Raw genomic sequence first — 16,241 nt, forward strand, 5'->3', positions numbered from 1 at the left:
GCGGTATCAATAAAATTTTGCAAGCAAAGTTAAAAGTTATTGTCTTTCGGTGTTTTATATGCTAAAATAATTATAATTATTTACGAAAAGAGCTGATAAGCTGTGAAAAAAGAAAACAAAGCTTTTAAAATATTCAGAGTTATAATTACCTTAATTGCCATTGTATTTTTGTTGTTGTTTGTATCGTGCGCTCCGTGGGGAATTGTCAACATCGGCAATCTTGTGGGCGGATTGCTGTGTGTATGGCTGATTTTTGTATTCGGCACACGCAATAAATACAAATCATTAAAAGAAAAACTCAAGAAAAATATATTCGGCAAAATTGTTCTGTACGGCATCAATTTTTGCTTTACAGCACTTCTTTGCTACGGTTTGATTGTTACGGGTCTAATGACATTTGCCTGCATACAACAGCCAAAACAAAATGCAACCGCAATCGTACTTGGCGCTCAAGTTACCGAGAACGGCCCGAGTATGATGCTTACAGGCAGAATAAACAGCGCCGTAAAATATTTGCAGGAAAATCCTGATGCAAAAGCTGTGCTGACAGGCGGACAGGGCAGCAACGAGCCGATAAGCGAGGCTCAGGCTATGTACGATTATATTGTCGGTGCAGGGATTTCGCCCGACAGACTTTATATAGAAGACAAAGCGGTAAATACAGGCGAAAATATTGCATTTTCCGAAGAAATAATTAAAGCAAACGGACTTAATGAAAACAAAGCTATAGTTACAGACGGTTTTCACCAGTTGAGGGCGCAGATAATTACAAAACAACAGGGACTGAGCGGAAGTGTCGGCTCGGTAAATGCCGACACCTTCCCGCTGTTTGTCCCTACATTTGCCGTTCGTGAATGGTTTGCCCTGCCGAATCAGGTTCTATTTCGGTAGCCACCACTTCTGAAATGTTCTCACTTGGCTGATATACTGCATTTCTGCGTGAATTTACCTCATATGGATAGATTTCGCTATCCGTAACATCTACAATCGGCGAATGTTCAAAGCCGTTGTTGCGTGACGGCAGTTCAATAGGGTAACGCTCGTTGCGCTTGCTTTCCTTTTTGTTCATAAAAAATAACCACCTTTCTCAGGTGGTTATATTTTTTGCAGTTTTTTAAATTTTATGTGTTAATTATTCGGAGCGTCAAGGGTAATAGTCATACTATCATCATCTTCGCTATATGAAATAGTTAAATCATAGCCGTCTTTATCCTTTGCAGAGTAGTGAGTATCATATTCGCTTACATCTTCTGTAAAGCCAAGTTCTTTGCATTTATCTGCATATGAATTGAAATAATCTGAAGATACACCAAATGCCTCAACACCAAATGAGTCTTCATCATCAGAGAGGTATTTCTTGACTATCTTAACATCAGGTTTTGGAATTTTATTGCCAAGCTCAGTTGTTGTCCAATAATATGCATCCTCAGCGTCTTCTTCCTCAGAATATTTTTTGCTCGAAAAATCATAATATACAGTATAAATTTTTTGGTCATCACCTACATATTTTATGGTAGCGATGTCAGGTTCTACAAGATTATAGTGATTTATATTTGTTACATAAGAATAACCTTGATAATAGTAACAATTTATATTCTTAGCCATTTCACCGGAATCAACAAGTTTGTTGCTTTCGGCGTGCATAGATATATCTGTTCCTTCTAATTGCTTCATATCGTCATCACTGAATGAAAATTGTTTTTTTACATCAGAGAAGAAGGTTTCCTTTTGTTCATTGGTTACAGAATTCTTCTGTTTAAAAGTAATTTCAAAGTCACTAATCAGAAATTTAGAATTGTTGGTGTAATTAAGCAAGACATATTTCTTGCCACTTACAATTCCCTCGTCAACATTCCAGTCGATGTCTTCAATTTTAATAGTTTCTTTGCTTTGTGTCGGTTTTTCTGTTTCAGAAGCGACAGAGGCACTTTTGTCAGCATTACTTGTGCTGTTTTGTGATGTTCCTGTTTCTCCATTATTGGAACAGCCTGTAAAAATCATTGTACTTGATACCGCTGCAATAACGGTAATGAATGTGCATAAAGCCTTTTTAACGGTATTTTTCATAATTATTTCCTCCTTAATGTAAATCCGTTGCCATTATTATATAAAAACTGAAACGAAAAAGTGTATGCTGTCAGCATACACTCAAAACTTTTTAAATAAACTTTTCACATTTTAAATAGCAATTAAACCAAACGGTCTGAAAAGCACAATACTTTGCAGACCGTTTTTATATTGAAATATTAAATTCAAACTCACATACTCTCCGGACAAGAGATATTGAACATTGTGAGAACATTCTTGATTACAACCTTTACGCTTTCGCAAAGTGCAAGTCTTGCCTGAGTGAGGGCCTCGTCCTCGCCCTTAACTCTGCAAGCGTTGTAGAACTTATGAAAAAGTGTAGCAAGCTGTGTTACATAGCGTGTAATCTTTGTTGGGTCATAGTCCTTTGCGGCGCTTTCAATCTCATTTGTATAAGATGCGAGGTGGTGGATAAGCTCCTTTTCCTCCGGTGCGGTAAGAAGTGCAAGCTCCGCATTTGTGCATTTGCGTGGTGTAATGCCGTCTTTTGCGAGTGCCTTAATAATACTGCAAATTCTTGCGTGTGCGTACTGAACATAATATACAGGGTTTTGGTTGTCCTGCGCAACGGCAAGATCAAGGTCAAAGTCCATCTGAGTGTTAGCCTCACGAGTGTTAAATAAAAATCTTGCGCTGTCAACAGGTACTTCTTCGAGCAAATCGCCAAGCTGAATTGCCTTGCCTGTACGCTTGCTCATTCTTACGATTTCACCGTTTTTAACGAGCTTTACAAGCTGCATAAGCACAACATTGAGCTTGCCGCCGTCATAGCCGATAGCGTCCATTGCACCCTTCATACGCATTACATGGCCATGGTGGTCTGCGCCCCATATATCAATAAGAGTTGTAAATCCTCTGTCAAATTTATTCTTGTGATAAGCAATGTCGGCGGTAAAGTAGGTCGGATTGCCGTTTTTACGAATAAGCACATCGTCCTTAAGCTCAAGGTTGTCAATGTATTTCTGAGTTTTGCCCTGCTTTAAGAGCTTTTCTGTAAGCACCTGCTTGTTTTTGTACCAAACAGCGCCGTCCTGCTCATAGGTGAGTCCCTTTTCTGTGAGCGTGTCAACAACCGCCTTTACAGCGCCGCTTTTGTGGAGTTCGCTCTCAAAGAACCACTTGTCATAGGTAATGTTGTATTTTGCCATATCACTCTGCATTTTGCTGATGTTCTTAGGAAGAGCAAAGTCTACAAGAGCCTTTTTGCGCTCCTCAGCCGATACATTTACAAGGCTGTCGCCGTTAATGTCGGCGTACTCCTGCGCAAGCTCTGTGATATCTGCGCCCTGATAGCCGTCCTCCGGAAATACAATTTCGTCACCCTTAAAAATCTGAAGATAACGAGCCTCAAGTGAACAGCCGAATTTCTCAATCTGATTTCCTGCATCGTTTACATAAAATTCACGCCATACATTGTATCCTGCCTTGTCAAGAACAGCGGCAAGACAGTCGCCGAGTGCGCCGCCTCTTGCGTTGCCCATATGCATAGGGCCTGTTGGGTTTGCCGATACAAATTCAACCATTACCTTTTCGCCCTTGCCAAAGTCGGAGCTGCCGTAGGTTTCGGGATTTTCGAGAACACTGTTTACAACAGCCGAGTAAAACTCCGAACCGAGGAAAAAGTTGATAAATCCGGGGCCTGCTGTTTCAAATTTCTCACACATTGTACCCTCAAGGTCAAGGTGCGAGGTGATAGCCTGTGCAATTTTGAAAGGAGGCATACGAAAAGCCTTTGCGCCAGCCATTGCGGCATTTGTAGCAAAGTCGCCGTGAGATCTGTCGGCAGGGGTTTCTATAATAAAATCGGGCAAATCAGCCTGTGGAAGGTCGCCCTCTGAAATTGCCTTTTCAATGGCAGAATTTATCGCAAGTTTCAGCTTGCTGACTGCTTCAGCATATATGTTCATTGTTTTCTACCTCTTTCTTTTTTTCAATGTCTATTTTAAATCGGTTTTCACTCACAAGGTCTGAGTTAAAGTCAAGAGTGTAGATAACCTCAAGTGAGCCACCGTTTTCATTAAGATTATTGTTGAGCGTTTTTGTAAACACACCGATAGAAAGCGTACCTGCAATCGTTTGGTACATACATTGGTGCCTTTTGCCTTTTTCAAGTATCAGTTGTGAGCTTAAAGGCCCTTTTCGTGAAATCGTAACGGTTTCGTCCTCCACCTTGACAAGGTTGTTAAAAAACTTATCGGGCAAATCCTCGTCATATTCCTTGTAATTTATAAAGAAATGACCGTTTTTCATCATATATTTGCCCTCGGTAAGCACCTCTATGCGGTCGTCCTGACCGTCAACTCGCTGTTCGCCGACAATCGAAATCATATAGGGATTTTTATCTTTTTCCATAAATTCCTCCGATTATCAGTATTTCTCAATGTTTATCTGAGTTACCGTGTGCTCCATATCCTTGCCGAGGAAAAGTCCTGCGATGTTTTCAAAATCATCGGGGGTGTCGCTCACATAGAATGCCGAAGTGCCCTTTTCTGCGCTGTTGTTTAAAAGATTTTCTTCCTTGAGCACTTTTTGCGCATAAATGGCGGTTTCGTAGCCTGAATCAATAAGCTCAATGCTGTTGCCTATAACGCTTGAAATTGCCTCTGCAAGCAGCGGATAGTGAGTACAGCCCAAGATAAGCGTATCAATATCGTTTTCAACAAGCTCAAGCAGGTAGCGCTTTATTGTAAGGCGAACAATTTGGTCGTCTTTATGTATAAGTCCGTTTTCTACAAGCGGAACAAAGAGCGGACAAGCCTTTTCAAACACCTTAAAATCGGGGTTGAGCCTTTCGAGGCGAGCCTTGTAGCTGTGGCTGTTTATTGTTGCGGCTGTGCCTATTACGCCGATTCTGCCCGACTTTGTCTTTTTGGCTGTGGCAAAGGCTGTGGGATTTACAACGCCGGTGTAGGGAACAGGCAGCTCACTTTCAAGCCTTTTGCCTGCAACAGAGCTTACTGTGCCGCAAGCGGCAACAATCATTTTTACATTGTTTTCAAGTAAAAAGTGAGTATCCTGAAAAGCATATCTTGTAATGGTTTCACGGCTGCGGTTTCCGTAAGGAACTCGTCCCGTATCGCCAAAGTAAACTATATTTTCATTTGGAAGAATGTGCAGAAATTCTCTGACCGCACTCAGTCCTCCAAGCCCGGAGTCAAACACTCCTATGGCGTTAGCTGAAGACATATTAAAACCTTCTTTTCATTATTACATAAAAGTATACTTGTTAATAATAACATATTAGGGCAACGGTTTCAAGTTAAAAACCAAAAATAATGCGTGTTATTGCCCTTTTCTCTGATTGACAAGCGTGCATATTACTTGTATAATATATTGGTGAATACATTTAGAAAGGATGTATGACTTTGGAAATAAGAAATGCGTTTGACTATATTGCAGGTAAGGTTGAGGCTCAGCTTGCTCCTGCCGGATATACAAGACAAAAGGTTGCTGCCGATGACAAACAGGAAATCGTAGCACTTTTTACAAGTGAAAATGTAGCGTATTCAGTGGTCTATTATGTTGAAAAATCACATATGGTTCTCCGCACCTGTACTATGACAGAGGAAGGCCCTGACAACGAGTGGAAAACTCTTGCTACATGGATGCTTGACGAAGAGAGCACTCAGAAAGATGTTGAAAGTATCGCAAACGACTTTTTAGAGGGCGTTTCAGGCACTGTTGCCGTTAAGCGTGCAAAGCAGATTAAGCAGAAAAAGAAAAAGGATGATGACGGCAACGCAGATCCAAAATTCCTTGCTAAGCGCTTTGTAGCTGTTTTTCCTGAGCTTAAAGAGGAAATTAAGTACGAAGAGGACGGCTATTTTCCTTTCAGAGGCGCAACTTTTGCAAAAGAAAAGATTGCTCCTAAGATTGTAAATTACTTAAAGTCGGCAACAAACCAGCAGGTAGAAAAACTCGTTGGCATTTTCAATTTGCAGTACAACAACGGTGATAGCGATACTCGCTCAATTATCACAATTATTTTGCTCAACTCACTTGATGACGAGCAGTTTAATACAGTCTTTGAGTATCTCAGTGATGACCTTAAAAAAGCAGGAAAGGCTGCCAGAAAATATAAGGGCAAAAAGGTTAAACCCGAAAAGCCAAAGAAAAAGAATGTTTCTAAAGCATCTACACTTAATGACTGATTATAATTAAATGCAGAAATACTGCGATTTTTTGCGTAAAAACACTTGACTTAGTGTTTTGTATATGATAAAATAGTTATACCTCTGAAAGGGGCTTTATTTTTCTGCCCTATTGAGGGAGGCTAAAATATTCCGAAAAAACCGGGAGGTGCCGTTATGAGAGTTAAAATCACATTGGCCTGCACAGAGTGCAAACAGCGTAATTACAACACAATGAAAAACAAGAAGAACAGTCCGGACAGACTTGAAATGAACAAGTACTGCCGTTTCTGTAAGAAACACACTCCGCACAAGGAAACAAAATAATGGAGGTTTAAAATGGCTGACAAAAAGGTTGAAGCTAAAAAGGCCGATGCTAAAAAAGCAGACGCCAAAAAACCTGCGAAGAAAAACAAGCAAAATGTTTTTCAGAAGCTTATTAAGTACCTCGGTGCGTGTAAGGGTGAGCTCAAGAAAATTACTTGGCCTACTCCAAAGCAGACTACAAAGAACTTCGGTATTGTTATCGCAGTTATCGTAGTTGTGGGATTGTTCATTTTCGGCCTTGACAGAGGACTTTATGCTTTGCTTGGCTTAGTTATGAACACATCAGCTTAATCTCTGTTGTTACTAACTTACGAAAGGAAGAGAGTAAATGGCAGATCAAGAAGCAAAATGGTATGTAGTGCATACTTATTCGGGCTACGAAAATAAGGTTGCAGCTGACTTAATGACAACTGCTGAAAACAGAAACCTTCAAGATATGATCGTTGATGTTAAAGTACCTACTGAAATCGTAACCGAAACCGTTGGCGACAAAACAAAAGAGGTTGAAAATAAAATTTACCCTTGTTATGTTTTTGTTAAGATGATTTATACAGACGAAACCTGGTATGTAGTACGCAATATCAGAGGATGCACAGGATTTGTTGGACCGGGATCTAAACCTGTTCCGCTTACAGATGCTGAGGTATACAGAATGGGTGTTGAAACCCGCTCTGTAAAGGTGAACTATTCGGTTGGCGATTCAGTTCGTATTATCGATGGTCCGCTTGATGATTTTGTCGGTGTTGTAGAAGAAATTGATGCCGATAAAAACTATGTCCGTGTCATTGTATCAATGTTCGGACGAGAAACTCCGGTTGAGCTTGAGTTAGGTCAGGCTGAACTGCTTGAGGAATAATCGCAGATAATTTGCCTAATGGCTTATTATTGGGAGCATAATGTTCCCTGTGGGAGGGAACCTACATAGTGGTGTCCCGCAATTTACCACGAATTTTGGAGGTGCAAACACAATGGCTCAGAAGGTAGTTGGCTTAATTAAGTTACAGATACCTGCCGGAAAGGCTACTCCGGCTCCGCCTGTTGGACCTGCTCTTGGTCAGCACGGCGTAAATATCGTTGCGTTCACAAAGGATTTTAACGAGCGCACAAAGAATGACATCGGTCTTATCATCCCAGTTGTTATTACAGTGTATGCAGACCGTTCATTCACTTTCGTTACAAAAACTCCACCGGCAGCAGTCCTTCTTAAGAAGGCTTGTGGCATTGAGAGTGGTTCTGGCGTACCAAACAAGACAAAGGTTGCTCAGATTACTCGTGAGCAGATCACAAAGATCGCAGAGCAGAAAATGCCTGACCTCAACGCAGGTTCTCTTGAAGCAGCAATCAGCATGGTTGCAGGTACTGCAAGAAGCATGGGTATTACAGTAGTTGACTAATTATCCGGGTGGGAGGGAAATCCCGATTGACCACCTATCAATGGAGGAAAACTGATGAAACACGGTAAAAAATATGTTGACGCAGCTAAGCTCGTTGACAAATCAAAATTATACGAACCAGGCGAGGCTCTTGAAACTGTTATCAAGACAAGCACCGCTAAGTTTGATGAAACCGTTGAGCTTCATGTAAAGCTCGGTGTTGACAGCCGTCACGCTGACCAGCAGGTTAGAGGCGCTGTTGTACTCCCTAACGGTACAGGTAAAGATGTTAGAGTTCTTGCTATTTGTAAGGGCGCTAATGAGGAGCTTGCAAAGGAAGCAGGTGCTGACTTTGTAGGTGCTGAGGATATGACTCAGAAGATTCAGCAGGAAAACTGGATGGACTTTGATGTTCTCATTACAACTCCTGACTGCATGGGTCTTGTAGGCCGTTTAGGTAGAATCCTTGGTCCTCGTGGTCTTATGCCAAACCCAAAGGCTGGTACTGTTACTCCTGACATTGCTAAGGCTGTTAAAGAGGCTAAAGCAGGTAAGATTGAGTACCGTCTTGACAAAACAAACATCATTCACTGCCCAATCGGTAAAGTAAGCTTTGGCGCAGACAAGCTCGGCGAGAACTTCGATACACTTATGGAAGCTATCGTAAAGGCTAAGCCGGCTGCTGCAAAGGGTCAGTACATTCGCTCAGTTGCTGTTGTATCAACAATGGGACCAAGCGTTCGTATTTCACCTGCTAAGTTTGGTGTTTGATTATAATTAATTTAATGTTTACACCTTTTGGTGTGAATATAAATTCGCTGTTCTAAAGACAGCAGGTGCATTATGCATAAAGGTTATACCGCCTGCCGAGGAAGATGCAATTTTACATTATTTTGTATTTTTGCGGCAGTCCGAGGTTTAATCGGACTGCCTTGTTTTTTATGAACTTTAGATACTGCGTTTAAAAAATTTTGGAGGTGAAATAATTGCCAAGTCAAAGTGTTTTAGAGCAGAAGAAAGTCATCGTTGAAGAACTTACAGCAAGACTTAAGAACTCTGTTACAGGTTTAGTTGTTTCATACGAGGGTATCAACACTGAGGACGATACAAAGCTCAGAAAAGAACTTCGTGAAAACAATGTTCACTACTCAGTAGTTAAGAACACACTTTTATCTCGTGCCTGTGACCAGGTAGGTCTTGAGGAGATGAAGCCTGTTCTCGAGGGTACAACAGCTCTCGCAACAAGCGACAGTGAGTATGCTGCTGCTGCAAGAATCCTCTGCAACTATGCTAAGGATCACGATAACTTTAAGGTTAAGTCAGGTTACCTTGATGGCGCTGTTATTGATATGGATACAATCACAGCACTTTCAAAACTTCCTACAAGAGATGTACTTCTCGCAAATGTACTTGGTGCATTCCAGGCACCAATCGCTTCTTTCGCAAGAGCTATGCAGGCTGTTGTTGATAAGGGTGGTGTTGAGGCTTGCTTAGCAGCCGCAACAGAAGAGGCTCCTGCTGAGGAACCTGCTGCAGAATAATCTGCAAAATTAATTTAAATTTTACAACTTATTATATCGGAGGTAAATTAAAATGGCATCAGAGAAAATTACTGCTATTATTGAAGAATTAAAAGGCCTCACAGTTCTTGAACTTTCAGAGCTCGTACACGCTGTAGAGGATGAGTTTGGTGTATCAGCTGCTGCTGCAGTTGCTGTTGCAGGCCCTGCTGAGGCTGCATCTGCTGCTGCTGAGCAGACAGAGTTTGATGTAATCCTTAAGAGTGCCGGCGGCAACAAGATCGCTGTTATCAAGGTTGTTCGTGAGATCACAGGTCTTGGTCTTAAGGAAGCTAAGGCTCTCGTTGACGGCGCTCCAAAGGCTCTCAAAGAGGCTGTATCTAAGGACGAGGCTGATGAGATCAAGTCAAAGATCGAAGCAGCTGGCGCTGAAGTTGAAGTTAAGTAATTTAATTTCCAAAATTTTTATCCCGACGGAATTTTCCGTCGGGATTTTTTGTTGTGTGCGATGATGGTTGAAAATTATGGTTTAGCAAATTATCGGTCGGGCAACAAAGTAAAGCAAAAGAAAAATTTTCAGTCCCGAATATAAAAGTTTGGTCAACCTTTTCAAAGGTTGCGGGTTTGGGCAGACCCACAAATGCTTTATGCTATTGCAAATTATAATAGTCAAACGGCTTGCCGTTTGGCGGATTGAACAACATAATGGCGAAAGCCTCATAATTGCGAAAGCAACAAAGGAAAGGGCACACTACTAAAACTACAATTTGCCGCTTTTTAAGGGCGAATTAGCCACACACGCAAACTTTTGCGTCCTTTAAAATATCATTTCTCAACTGATACTCAGGTGTAACTTTCTTACTCACTGCCACTTATTAGTCTTAACTTTTGCTTTTTACTAAAGCCTTAAGTAATTTAAAGTTAAGTTATTCTATAATACAATTATAACTGATTATTTATATTTTAATTCAGTGCGTTTTTATTGTTTTATGGGCTCTGCCCAAATCCGAAACCCTTTAAAAAGGGTTGACCTAAATTTTAAATTTATTAAACTAAACTTTGTGCGCTAAACTGTAATTTACACAAATTTTAGCAACAATATTTACAGCAAAAAAGCTCCTCAATAGAGGAGCCTTTTATAATGCAATAAATATAAATTAACCAAAGAACTTAGCGTGGATAGCCTTAACAGCCTTATCTGCATCGTTCTCATCAATAAGAACAGAAACCTTGATTTCGCTTGTGCTGATCATCTGAATGTTTACCTGCGCATCGTAAAGAGCCTCAAACATCTTTGTAGCAACGCCTGCATGGCTTTCCATACCTGCGCCTACGATAGAAATCTTAGCAACGCTCTCGTCTACGAGGATTTCTGTACCGTCAAAGTTCTCAATGTAATCCTTGAGTGCCTCGGCAGCCTCAGAACCTCTTGACTTTGGTACTGTAAAGCTGATGTCCTTCTTGCCATCGTGACCGATTGACTGAAGAATAATATCTACATTGATATCCTTAGCAGAAAGTTTTGAGAAGATTTTGAAAGCAAGACCCGGCTCGTTTGGAATACCTGTTACAGAAATTCTTGCAACATCTGTATCTTTAGCAACGCCACTGATTAACATTTTTTCCATTTTAGTTTTCTCCTTTACTATTGTACCCGATGCTCTTGTCATACTTGAGAGGACTTCAAGCTCGATGTTATATTTCTTAGCCATTTCAACTGAACGGTTGTTGAGTACCTGTGCGCCGAGTGTAGCAAGCTCGAGCATTTCGTCGTAAGAAATCTCTTTAAGCTTTCTTGCGTTCTCAACCTTTCTTGGGTCAGCTGTATAAACGCCTTCTACATCTGTGTAGATCTGGCAAAGGTCAGCGTGCATTGCTGCTGCAATAGCTACGGCACTTGTGTCTGAACCGCCTCTGCCGAGAGTTGTAATATCGTCGGTCTTAGCAAGACCCTGGAAACCTGCAACAACAACAATTCTCTTCTTGTCGAGTTCGTGACGAATACGGCTTGGGTCAACCTTTTTGATTCTTGCACTTGTGTGAATGTTGGTTGTTTCAAAACCTGCCTGCCAGCCAAGAAGTGATACAGCAGGATAACCCAGCTTTTCGATTGCCATTGCAAGAAGTGAAATAGAAATCTGTTCACCTGCTGCAAGCAGCATATCTTTTTCTCTCTTTGAACCATTTGGATTAATTTCTTCGGCTTTTGCGATAAGATCGTCTGTGGTGTCGCCCTGTGCAGATACAACAACTACAACATCGTTGCCCTGTGCGTAAGTATCAGTAACGATTTTAGCCACATTCATTACACGCTCAGCATTTGCTACGGAGCTGCCGCCGAATTTCTGAACTATCAAACTCATGTCCTTTTACTCCTCTTTCAATTATAAATCACCTATGCGGATTTTTGAAATTACCTTTGCGCCCTTGCTTTCAAGTGCAGAGATTTTCTCAAGAATTTCACCATAGGGTAATTGCGCTGTTACAAAAGCAATTTCGCCCTCCGGGCTGTCTGCCTTTTCAATTTTATCTACACAGCCAAATACCTCCTGAGCAAGCTCCATAGTAGCGTTTGCTCTGATATACATAGCTGTAACAGAGTCCTCATAAGGAAGAATATTGTCGCCGTTGCCGTCTGCCCAGAACAAGAACTTTCTTGTCTTTAAGTGCTTGCAGCAGTCAACTACATCGGCTACAACAGCGCTTGCGGTTGGAAGTTTGCCTGCGCCCTTGCCGTAGAATACTACATCGCCTGTGCAGTCGCCTCTTACCATAATGCCGTTGAACTCGTAGTCAATGTTTGCGAGCTGGCTCTTGTTTGGTACAAACATAGGAGCAACAATAATATCAATCTTGCCATCATCAAGGCGCTTTACCTTGCCGATGAGCTTAATAACGCAGTTGTAAGCCTCAGCATATTTTACATCTTCAAGAGTAATTTCTGTGATACCCTCTGTATGTACTGAGTCAGGATATACATGCTTGCCAAAAGCAAGGGATGCAAGAATACAGATTTTACGGCAAGCGTCATGACCTTCAATGTCAGCGGCAGGGTTTCTCTCAGCAAAGCCGAGGTCCTGAGCGAGCTTTAAGGCTGCGTCAAACTGCATACCGTCCTCAATCATCTTTGTGAGGATAAAGTTTGTTGTGCCGTTTAAAATACCTGCAATTTCATCAACAATATTTGCTACAAGGCACTGGCTGATTGGACGAATAATCGGAATACCGCCGCCAACTGATGCCTCAAATAAGAAGTTTACATTCTCGTCTTTTGCAATCTGTAAAAGCTCTGCACCATGAGCGGCAACCAACTCTTTGTTAGAGGTTACAACGCTCTTGCCTGATTTAAGGCATTTTTTTACAAAGTCATAAGCTGGGTTAAGACCGCCCATAACCTCAACAACAACTCTTACTTCTCTGTCGTTTAAGATGTCGTTAAAGTCCTTTGTGAATCTGTCAGCTAAAGGACTGTCGGGAAATTCACGCAAGTCAAGAATGTGCTTTACATAAATTTCCTCTCCGATGCTTGCAAAAAGCTTCTGTTTGTGTGTTGTAAGAATTTCGGCTACGCCTGAGCCTACAACGCCGTGGCCCATTATTGCTACTGAAATCATATTCTAAATCCTTTCCTTTCAGTTTGGAATTTATAACTCCCTTATGTATTTAATGAAGAACTGCCTGTAAGCAGACAGTCCTTCAAGATAAACTGACTTAAGCTGCCGAAGCAGATGCATCTCCGCCGCTTTCTTCCGGCTTTGGCTCTTCGCCGCCGCCCTGACTTTCGGCAGATGAGGTATCGCCGCCGCCTTGGCTTTCGGCAGATGAGGTATCGCCGCCTTGGCTTTCGGCAGATGAAGTATCACCGCCGCCTGAGTGGCTTTCGTCACCGCTGTATGAGCTGTCTGAACCGCCCGATGAAGTATCGTAATCGTAATCGTCATAATCCGGATTGCTTGAGTCGTAGTAACCGTCCCAACCGCCGTTTGAAGGCATATTGTCCTCGGTGTAATAACCTACATATTTGCCCGAAACATTTTCGGTTGATACGATAAGTCCTGAATACGGACTGTACTGGGCCTCAATAAGGTTGGACGGGAATTTGAAGTCCTTGTGCTCCATACCGCTTAGGTATGAGCTCATAACCTTGTTAAAGGTGTTTGTTGCAACATTTGTATTTGAAATTGTGTGTGGGTAGTCAAAACCTGTCCAAATAGCAAGTGTAGCGTATGGTGACATGCCGCAGAACCATGAGTCTTTATCGGCATCGGTTGTACCTGTTTTACCGATAATATCCCAACCGCTGATTCTTGCAGAGCCTGCGGCGGTATTCACTGAGTTTGTTACATTGTAGTGGAGAAGTCTGTTCATAATAGCGGCTGTTGTTGGTGAGTAAGCCTGCTTTGGAACAGCGTTTCTGTTATCAATAATAATGTTGTCCTCTGAGTCTGTAATGTAGTAGTAGGTGTAAGGATTGTAGTAAAGACCGCCGTTGCCCATATAGTTGTAAGCAGCAGCCATTTCACGAACTGTTACACCGCCTGTAAGACCACCGATTGAAAGTCCGCCCGAGTTGTAAGCGTCCTGCTCGTCAAGGTGAGAAAATCCCATTTTTGTTACTACCTGCTCGTAAGCCACGCTCGGACCGCCAATCATTTTCATAGCCTGAGCGGCTGTACCGTTTGAAGAAATTTCGATAGCGTCAGGCAGAAGCATTGTGCCCCTGTAGCCTGCGTACCAGTTCTTAGGGCCTGAAACAAGCTCGCCGTACTCGTTAGTTTCGTACTTTTCGAGCGGTGCGTCCTCAATCTGAGATGAGAAGTAGAGCATTTTATTGTCGATTGCGTATGGATAAACAACAACAGGCTTGATAGAAGAACCCGGCTGGAGAGATGACTCTGTCGCTCTGTCCCAGCTTAAAGCCCCTGTCTTTTTGTTTGAGCTGCCTACGGTAGCGATTACTCTGCCGTCAAACCCCATAAGCGTCATAGCTATCTCTAATTCGGGGTCGCTGCTCTTGTCAATGTTCTGAGCGGCATTTTCTATCATTTCCTGCGCTCTTACATCCATTGCGCAGTAGATTTTAAGACCCTCTGTGTAAAGTTTATCAGATGCTGCGTCCTCGCTGATGTTGTAGTACTGAGCAAGGTCTTTCTGAGCGTCATAGAAAAGCTCGTCGATGTACCAGTTCTGAACATAACCGTCGTCGTTGTCATCTTCATCGTCACGATCGCTTGTGTAGCCTACAAAAGTCATATTTGCAGACTCTTTCATAGCGGCATCGTATTCGTCCTTGGTGATTTTGCCCTGGTCATACATTTCGTTTATGATGATTTCTCGTCTGATTTTGTTATTTTCGGGATAAGTAAGAGGATTCCATTTTGACGGGTTCTGAGTAATGCCTGCAATAGCCGCACACTCGGCGATAGAGCAGTTCTCAATGCTCTTGTCAAAGTAAAGCTGAGCCGCCGACTCAACACCCTGACAGTTGTTGCCGAAGTTTACAACATTGAGGTAAGCCTCAAGAATTTCGTCCTTTGTATATTCGTTCTCAAGCTTGAGCGCTTTGCAGATTTCACGCATTTTTCTTGTGAGAGAAACTTCGTTGTCGTCTGTTATATTTTTGATAAGCTGTTGAGTAATTGTAGAACCGCCGTAAGAATCTGTGCCCGAGGCAAGACTTACTACGGCAGAGAGGGTTCTCGTCCAGTCAACTCCGTGGTGGTCGAAGAAACGCTTGTCCTCAATGGCAACAACGGCGTCTTTCATAGCCTGCGGAATTTTCTGGTTGTCTACCCAAATTCTGTTTTCCGTGCTGTAAAGAGTTTGATATTGCTCAAACTTGCCGTCGGCATTCTGCACCATAATAAAGCTTGTCTGGTTAAGCGACTTTGCCCTCAGGTCAATTCCCGTAGGCTCGGACGCAAGACTTGCAATGTAAATTCCGAGAGATATAACGGCTATAAGACCTGCCACCACGCAAACGGAAAAAACGGTAAAAAGGAATTTTCCTATTGCCTTAAAAAACCGCTTTGCAGGGCTAACCTTATGCACAGGTGTGTTAATCTCGGGTTGAATATCTTTGTATTGACTGATGTCTGTTTCACGCTTGTTACGCATAATTTCTCCTTCTTTGACAAAAACAAAGTTAATCTCTTAAAATTCATATCAAAATAAAAAATACTAGTCAACAGTTATTATACCACCAGAGAATAAAAAAATAAATATATAAAGCCAAATTTTTCTTAAAAAATACGCCTTTTTACAAGGAAAATTTTATATAATATAATGTGATATATGTATAATAATACAAATAAGAGGAAATATAAAGTAGAAAGTGTATGAAACCGAAAATAACCAAAGGCGTTTTATAGCACAAAATTTTCAAAAAAGCAGGGAGTTTTGAAAGTGAAAAAGCTTATTTGTATTACAGGCATAATACTCATTGCGTGCACAGTAACCGGGGATTTGTTTGCGGCGGAAACGGATACCGCTCAGACCGCAGAGCTAAGCCACACTGAGGACAAGCGAGAGGAAGATGTTTTTATTCTGAAAATAGAAAACGGCTATCTTAATGTGTATTATAAAGAAACAGGTAATATTTACCTAAAAACGGGTACTTTGTCGGGTAATTTGCCGAAAAGCGATGTAACACGCCTTGAAAAAGGTGTAGAAATAAGGGGTAAGGAAGAACTTAGGAGAGCAGTAGAGGACTATTGCAGCTGAAGTTTTTTGAAAGTTATTAATAAACTATGTGGATTGCCAATAAAAATAAAAAATTTTGTTCGTGATTGTTGATGTAAACT

Annotated in this window: 18 protein-coding genes and 1 other annotated feature; of the genes, 10 read left to right on the forward strand and 8 right to left on the reverse strand. The window is 41.7% G+C overall.

Features of this window, described 5'->3' with window-relative positions; genetic code table 11:
• Positions 1-102: 102 nt before the first annotated feature.
• Entirely contained in the window at positions 103-891 is a 789-nt protein-coding gene (locus DXC23_RS10360) for a YdcF family protein (RefSeq protein ID WP_117706159.1), read from the forward strand.
• Here DXC23_RS10360 and DXC23_RS10365 read toward each other — a convergent pair.
• From DXC23_RS10365 to murI, 5 genes are all read right to left on the reverse strand, one after another.
• A complete protein-coding gene (locus tag DXC23_RS10365) occupies positions 836-1,069 on the reverse strand; it encodes a hypothetical protein (RefSeq protein WP_117706160.1) in 234 nt (77 codons plus the stop codon). The two genes, DXC23_RS10360 and DXC23_RS10365, sit on opposite strands and share 56 nt — an antisense overlap.
• Positions 1,070-1,128: 59 nt before the next feature.
• The gene (locus DXC23_RS10370; RefSeq protein WP_117706162.1) at positions 1,129-2,067 is read right to left on the reverse strand and encodes a DUF6591 domain-containing protein; all 939 of its coding nucleotides are present in this window, start codon (positions 2,065-2,067) and stop codon (positions 1,129-1,131) included.
• Between the two features lie 191 nt (positions 2,068-2,258).
• Positions 2,259-3,995, reverse strand: coding sequence for an arginine--tRNA ligase (gene argS, locus DXC23_RS10375; RefSeq protein ID WP_117706163.1), 1,737 nt, complete (start codon positions 3,993-3,995; stop codon positions 2,259-2,261).
• Entirely contained in the window at positions 3,979-4,440 is a 462-nt protein-coding gene (locus DXC23_RS10380; protein WP_117706165.1) for a DUF1934 domain-containing protein, read from the reverse strand. Before DXC23_RS10380 ends, argS begins: the two co-directional genes overlap by 17 nt.
• A 15-nt stretch (positions 4,441-4,455) precedes the next feature.
• The gene (gene murI, locus DXC23_RS10385; protein WP_117706167.1) at positions 4,456-5,274 is read right to left on the reverse strand and encodes a glutamate racemase; all 819 of its coding nucleotides are present in this window, start codon (positions 5,272-5,274) and stop codon (positions 4,456-4,458) included.
• A 179-nt stretch (positions 5,275-5,453) separates the two neighbouring features.
• Between murI and DXC23_RS10390 the strand changes: the two genes are divergently transcribed.
• The 8 genes from DXC23_RS10390 to rplL all read left to right on the forward strand — a co-directional run bounded on the left by DXC23_RS10390 (position 5,454) and on the right by rplL (position 9,886).
• A complete protein-coding gene (locus DXC23_RS10390) occupies positions 5,454-6,239 on the forward strand; it encodes a hypothetical protein (RefSeq protein WP_117706169.1) in 786 nt (261 codons plus the stop codon).
• Between the two features lie 156 nt (positions 6,240-6,395).
• Complete coding sequence (rpmG, locus tag DXC23_RS10395; RefSeq protein ID WP_022235557.1) at positions 6,396-6,545, forward strand: 50S ribosomal protein L33; 150 nt, start codon at positions 6,396-6,398, stop codon at positions 6,543-6,545.
• Between the two features lie 12 nt (positions 6,546-6,557).
• Positions 6,558-6,836 (forward strand): preprotein translocase subunit SecE, encoded by a 279-nt coding sequence (gene secE, locus DXC23_RS10400; protein ID WP_117706171.1) that lies wholly within the window; start codon positions 6,558-6,560, stop codon positions 6,834-6,836.
• Positions 6,837-6,873: 37 nt separating this feature from the next.
• Positions 6,874-7,401 (forward strand): transcription termination/antitermination protein NusG, encoded by a 528-nt coding sequence (nusG, locus tag DXC23_RS10405; RefSeq protein WP_117706173.1) that lies wholly within the window; start codon positions 6,874-6,876, stop codon positions 7,399-7,401.
• 112 nt (positions 7,402-7,513) lie between these two features.
• Positions 7,514-7,939, forward strand: a complete 426-nt coding sequence (gene rplK / locus DXC23_RS10410) for a 50S ribosomal protein L11 (protein ID WP_022235554.1) — start codon at positions 7,514-7,516, stop codon at positions 7,937-7,939.
• 54 nt (positions 7,940-7,993) lie between these two features.
• Positions 7,994-8,689, forward strand: coding sequence for a 50S ribosomal protein L1 (rplA, locus tag DXC23_RS10415; protein WP_117706174.1), 696 nt, complete (start codon positions 7,994-7,996; stop codon positions 8,687-8,689).
• A 34-nt stretch (positions 8,690-8,723) separates the two neighbouring features.
• Positions 8,724-8,865 (forward strand) — a sequence feature (ribosomal protein L10 leader region).
• Positions 8,866-8,904: 39 nt separating this feature from the next.
• Positions 8,905-9,459 (forward strand): 50S ribosomal protein L10, encoded by a 555-nt coding sequence (gene rplJ / locus DXC23_RS10420; protein ID WP_117706176.1) that lies wholly within the window; start codon positions 8,905-8,907, stop codon positions 9,457-9,459.
• Between the two features lie 52 nt (positions 9,460-9,511).
• Positions 9,512-9,886 carry a 50S ribosomal protein L7/L12 gene (gene rplL / locus DXC23_RS10425; protein WP_117706178.1) on the forward strand — a complete coding sequence of 125 codons (375 nt, stop codon included), beginning with the start codon at positions 9,512-9,514 and terminating at the stop codon, positions 9,884-9,886.
• A gap of 709 nt (positions 9,887-10,595) precedes the next feature.
• Here the strand turns inward: rplL and DXC23_RS10430 are convergent.
• The 3 genes from DXC23_RS10430 to DXC23_RS10440 form a co-directional block, all read right to left on the reverse strand.
• A complete protein-coding gene (locus DXC23_RS10430; protein ID WP_117706180.1) occupies positions 10,596-11,801 on the reverse strand; it encodes an aspartate kinase in 1,206 nt (401 codons plus the stop codon).
• Positions 11,802-11,822: 21 nt separating this feature from the next.
• Positions 11,823-13,052 carry a homoserine dehydrogenase gene (locus DXC23_RS10435; protein ID WP_117706183.1) on the reverse strand — a complete coding sequence of 410 codons (1,230 nt, stop codon included), beginning with the start codon at positions 13,050-13,052 and terminating at the stop codon, positions 11,823-11,825.
• A gap of 97 nt (positions 13,053-13,149) precedes the next feature.
• Positions 13,150-15,555: a transglycosylase domain-containing protein gene (locus DXC23_RS10440; RefSeq protein WP_117706184.1), complete on the reverse strand. Its 2,406-nt coding sequence runs from the start codon at positions 15,553-15,555 to the stop codon at positions 13,150-13,152.
• A 288-nt stretch (positions 15,556-15,843) separates the two neighbouring features.
• Between DXC23_RS10440 and DXC23_RS10445 the strand changes: the two genes are divergently transcribed.
• On the forward strand, positions 15,844-16,161 hold the full coding sequence (locus DXC23_RS10445) for a hypothetical protein (protein ID WP_117706186.1): 318 nt from the start codon (positions 15,844-15,846) through the stop codon (positions 16,159-16,161).
• Positions 16,162-16,241 lie beyond the last annotated feature (80 nt).

This window comes from Eubacterium sp. OM08-24, assembly GCF_003438075.1.
GTDB lineage: Bacteria > Bacillota > Clostridia > Oscillospirales > Acutalibacteraceae > Ruminococcoides.

Bases quoted from the DNA above. Each gene is read 5' to 3' on its own strand.
- DXC23_RS10365 (WP_117706160.1), bottom strand. From the start codon at position 1,069: ATGAACAAAAAGGAAAGCAAGCGCAACGAGCGTTACCCTATTGAACTG.
- DXC23_RS10370 (WP_117706162.1), bottom strand. From the start codon at position 2,067: ATGAAAAATACCGTTAAAAAGGCTTTATGCACATTCATTACCGTTATT.
- argS (WP_117706163.1), bottom strand. From the start codon at position 3,995: ATGAACATATATGCTGAAGCAGTCAGCAAGCTGAAACTTGCGATAAAT.
- DXC23_RS10380 (WP_117706165.1), bottom strand. From the start codon at position 4,440: ATGGAAAAAGATAAAAATCCCTATATGATTTCGATTGTCGGCGAACAG.
- murI (WP_117706167.1), bottom strand. From the start codon at position 5,274: ATGTCTTCAGCTAACGCCATAGGAGTGTTTGACTCCGGGCTTGGAGGA.
- rpmG (WP_022235557.1), top strand. From the start codon at position 6,396: ATGAGAGTTAAAATCACATTGGCCTGCACAGAGTGCAAACAGCGTAAT.
- secE (WP_117706171.1), top strand. From the start codon at position 6,558: ATGGCTGACAAAAAGGTTGAAGCTAAAAAGGCCGATGCTAAAAAAGCA.
- nusG (WP_117706173.1), top strand. From the start codon at position 6,874: ATGGCAGATCAAGAAGCAAAATGGTATGTAGTGCATACTTATTCGGGC.
- rplK (WP_022235554.1), top strand. From the start codon at position 7,514: ATGGCTCAGAAGGTAGTTGGCTTAATTAAGTTACAGATACCTGCCGGA.
- rplA (WP_117706174.1), top strand. From the start codon at position 7,994: ATGAAACACGGTAAAAAATATGTTGACGCAGCTAAGCTCGTTGACAAA.
- rplL (WP_117706178.1), top strand. From the start codon at position 9,512: ATGGCATCAGAGAAAATTACTGCTATTATTGAAGAATTAAAAGGCCTC.
- DXC23_RS10430 (WP_117706180.1), bottom strand. From the start codon at position 11,801: ATGAGTTTGATAGTTCAGAAATTCGGCGGCAGCTCCGTAGCAAATGCT.
- DXC23_RS10435 (WP_117706183.1), bottom strand. From the start codon at position 13,052: ATGATTTCAGTAGCAATAATGGGCCACGGCGTTGTAGGCTCAGGCGTA.
- DXC23_RS10440 (WP_117706184.1), bottom strand. From the start codon at position 15,555: ATGCGTAACAAGCGTGAAACAGACATCAGTCAATACAAAGATATTCAA.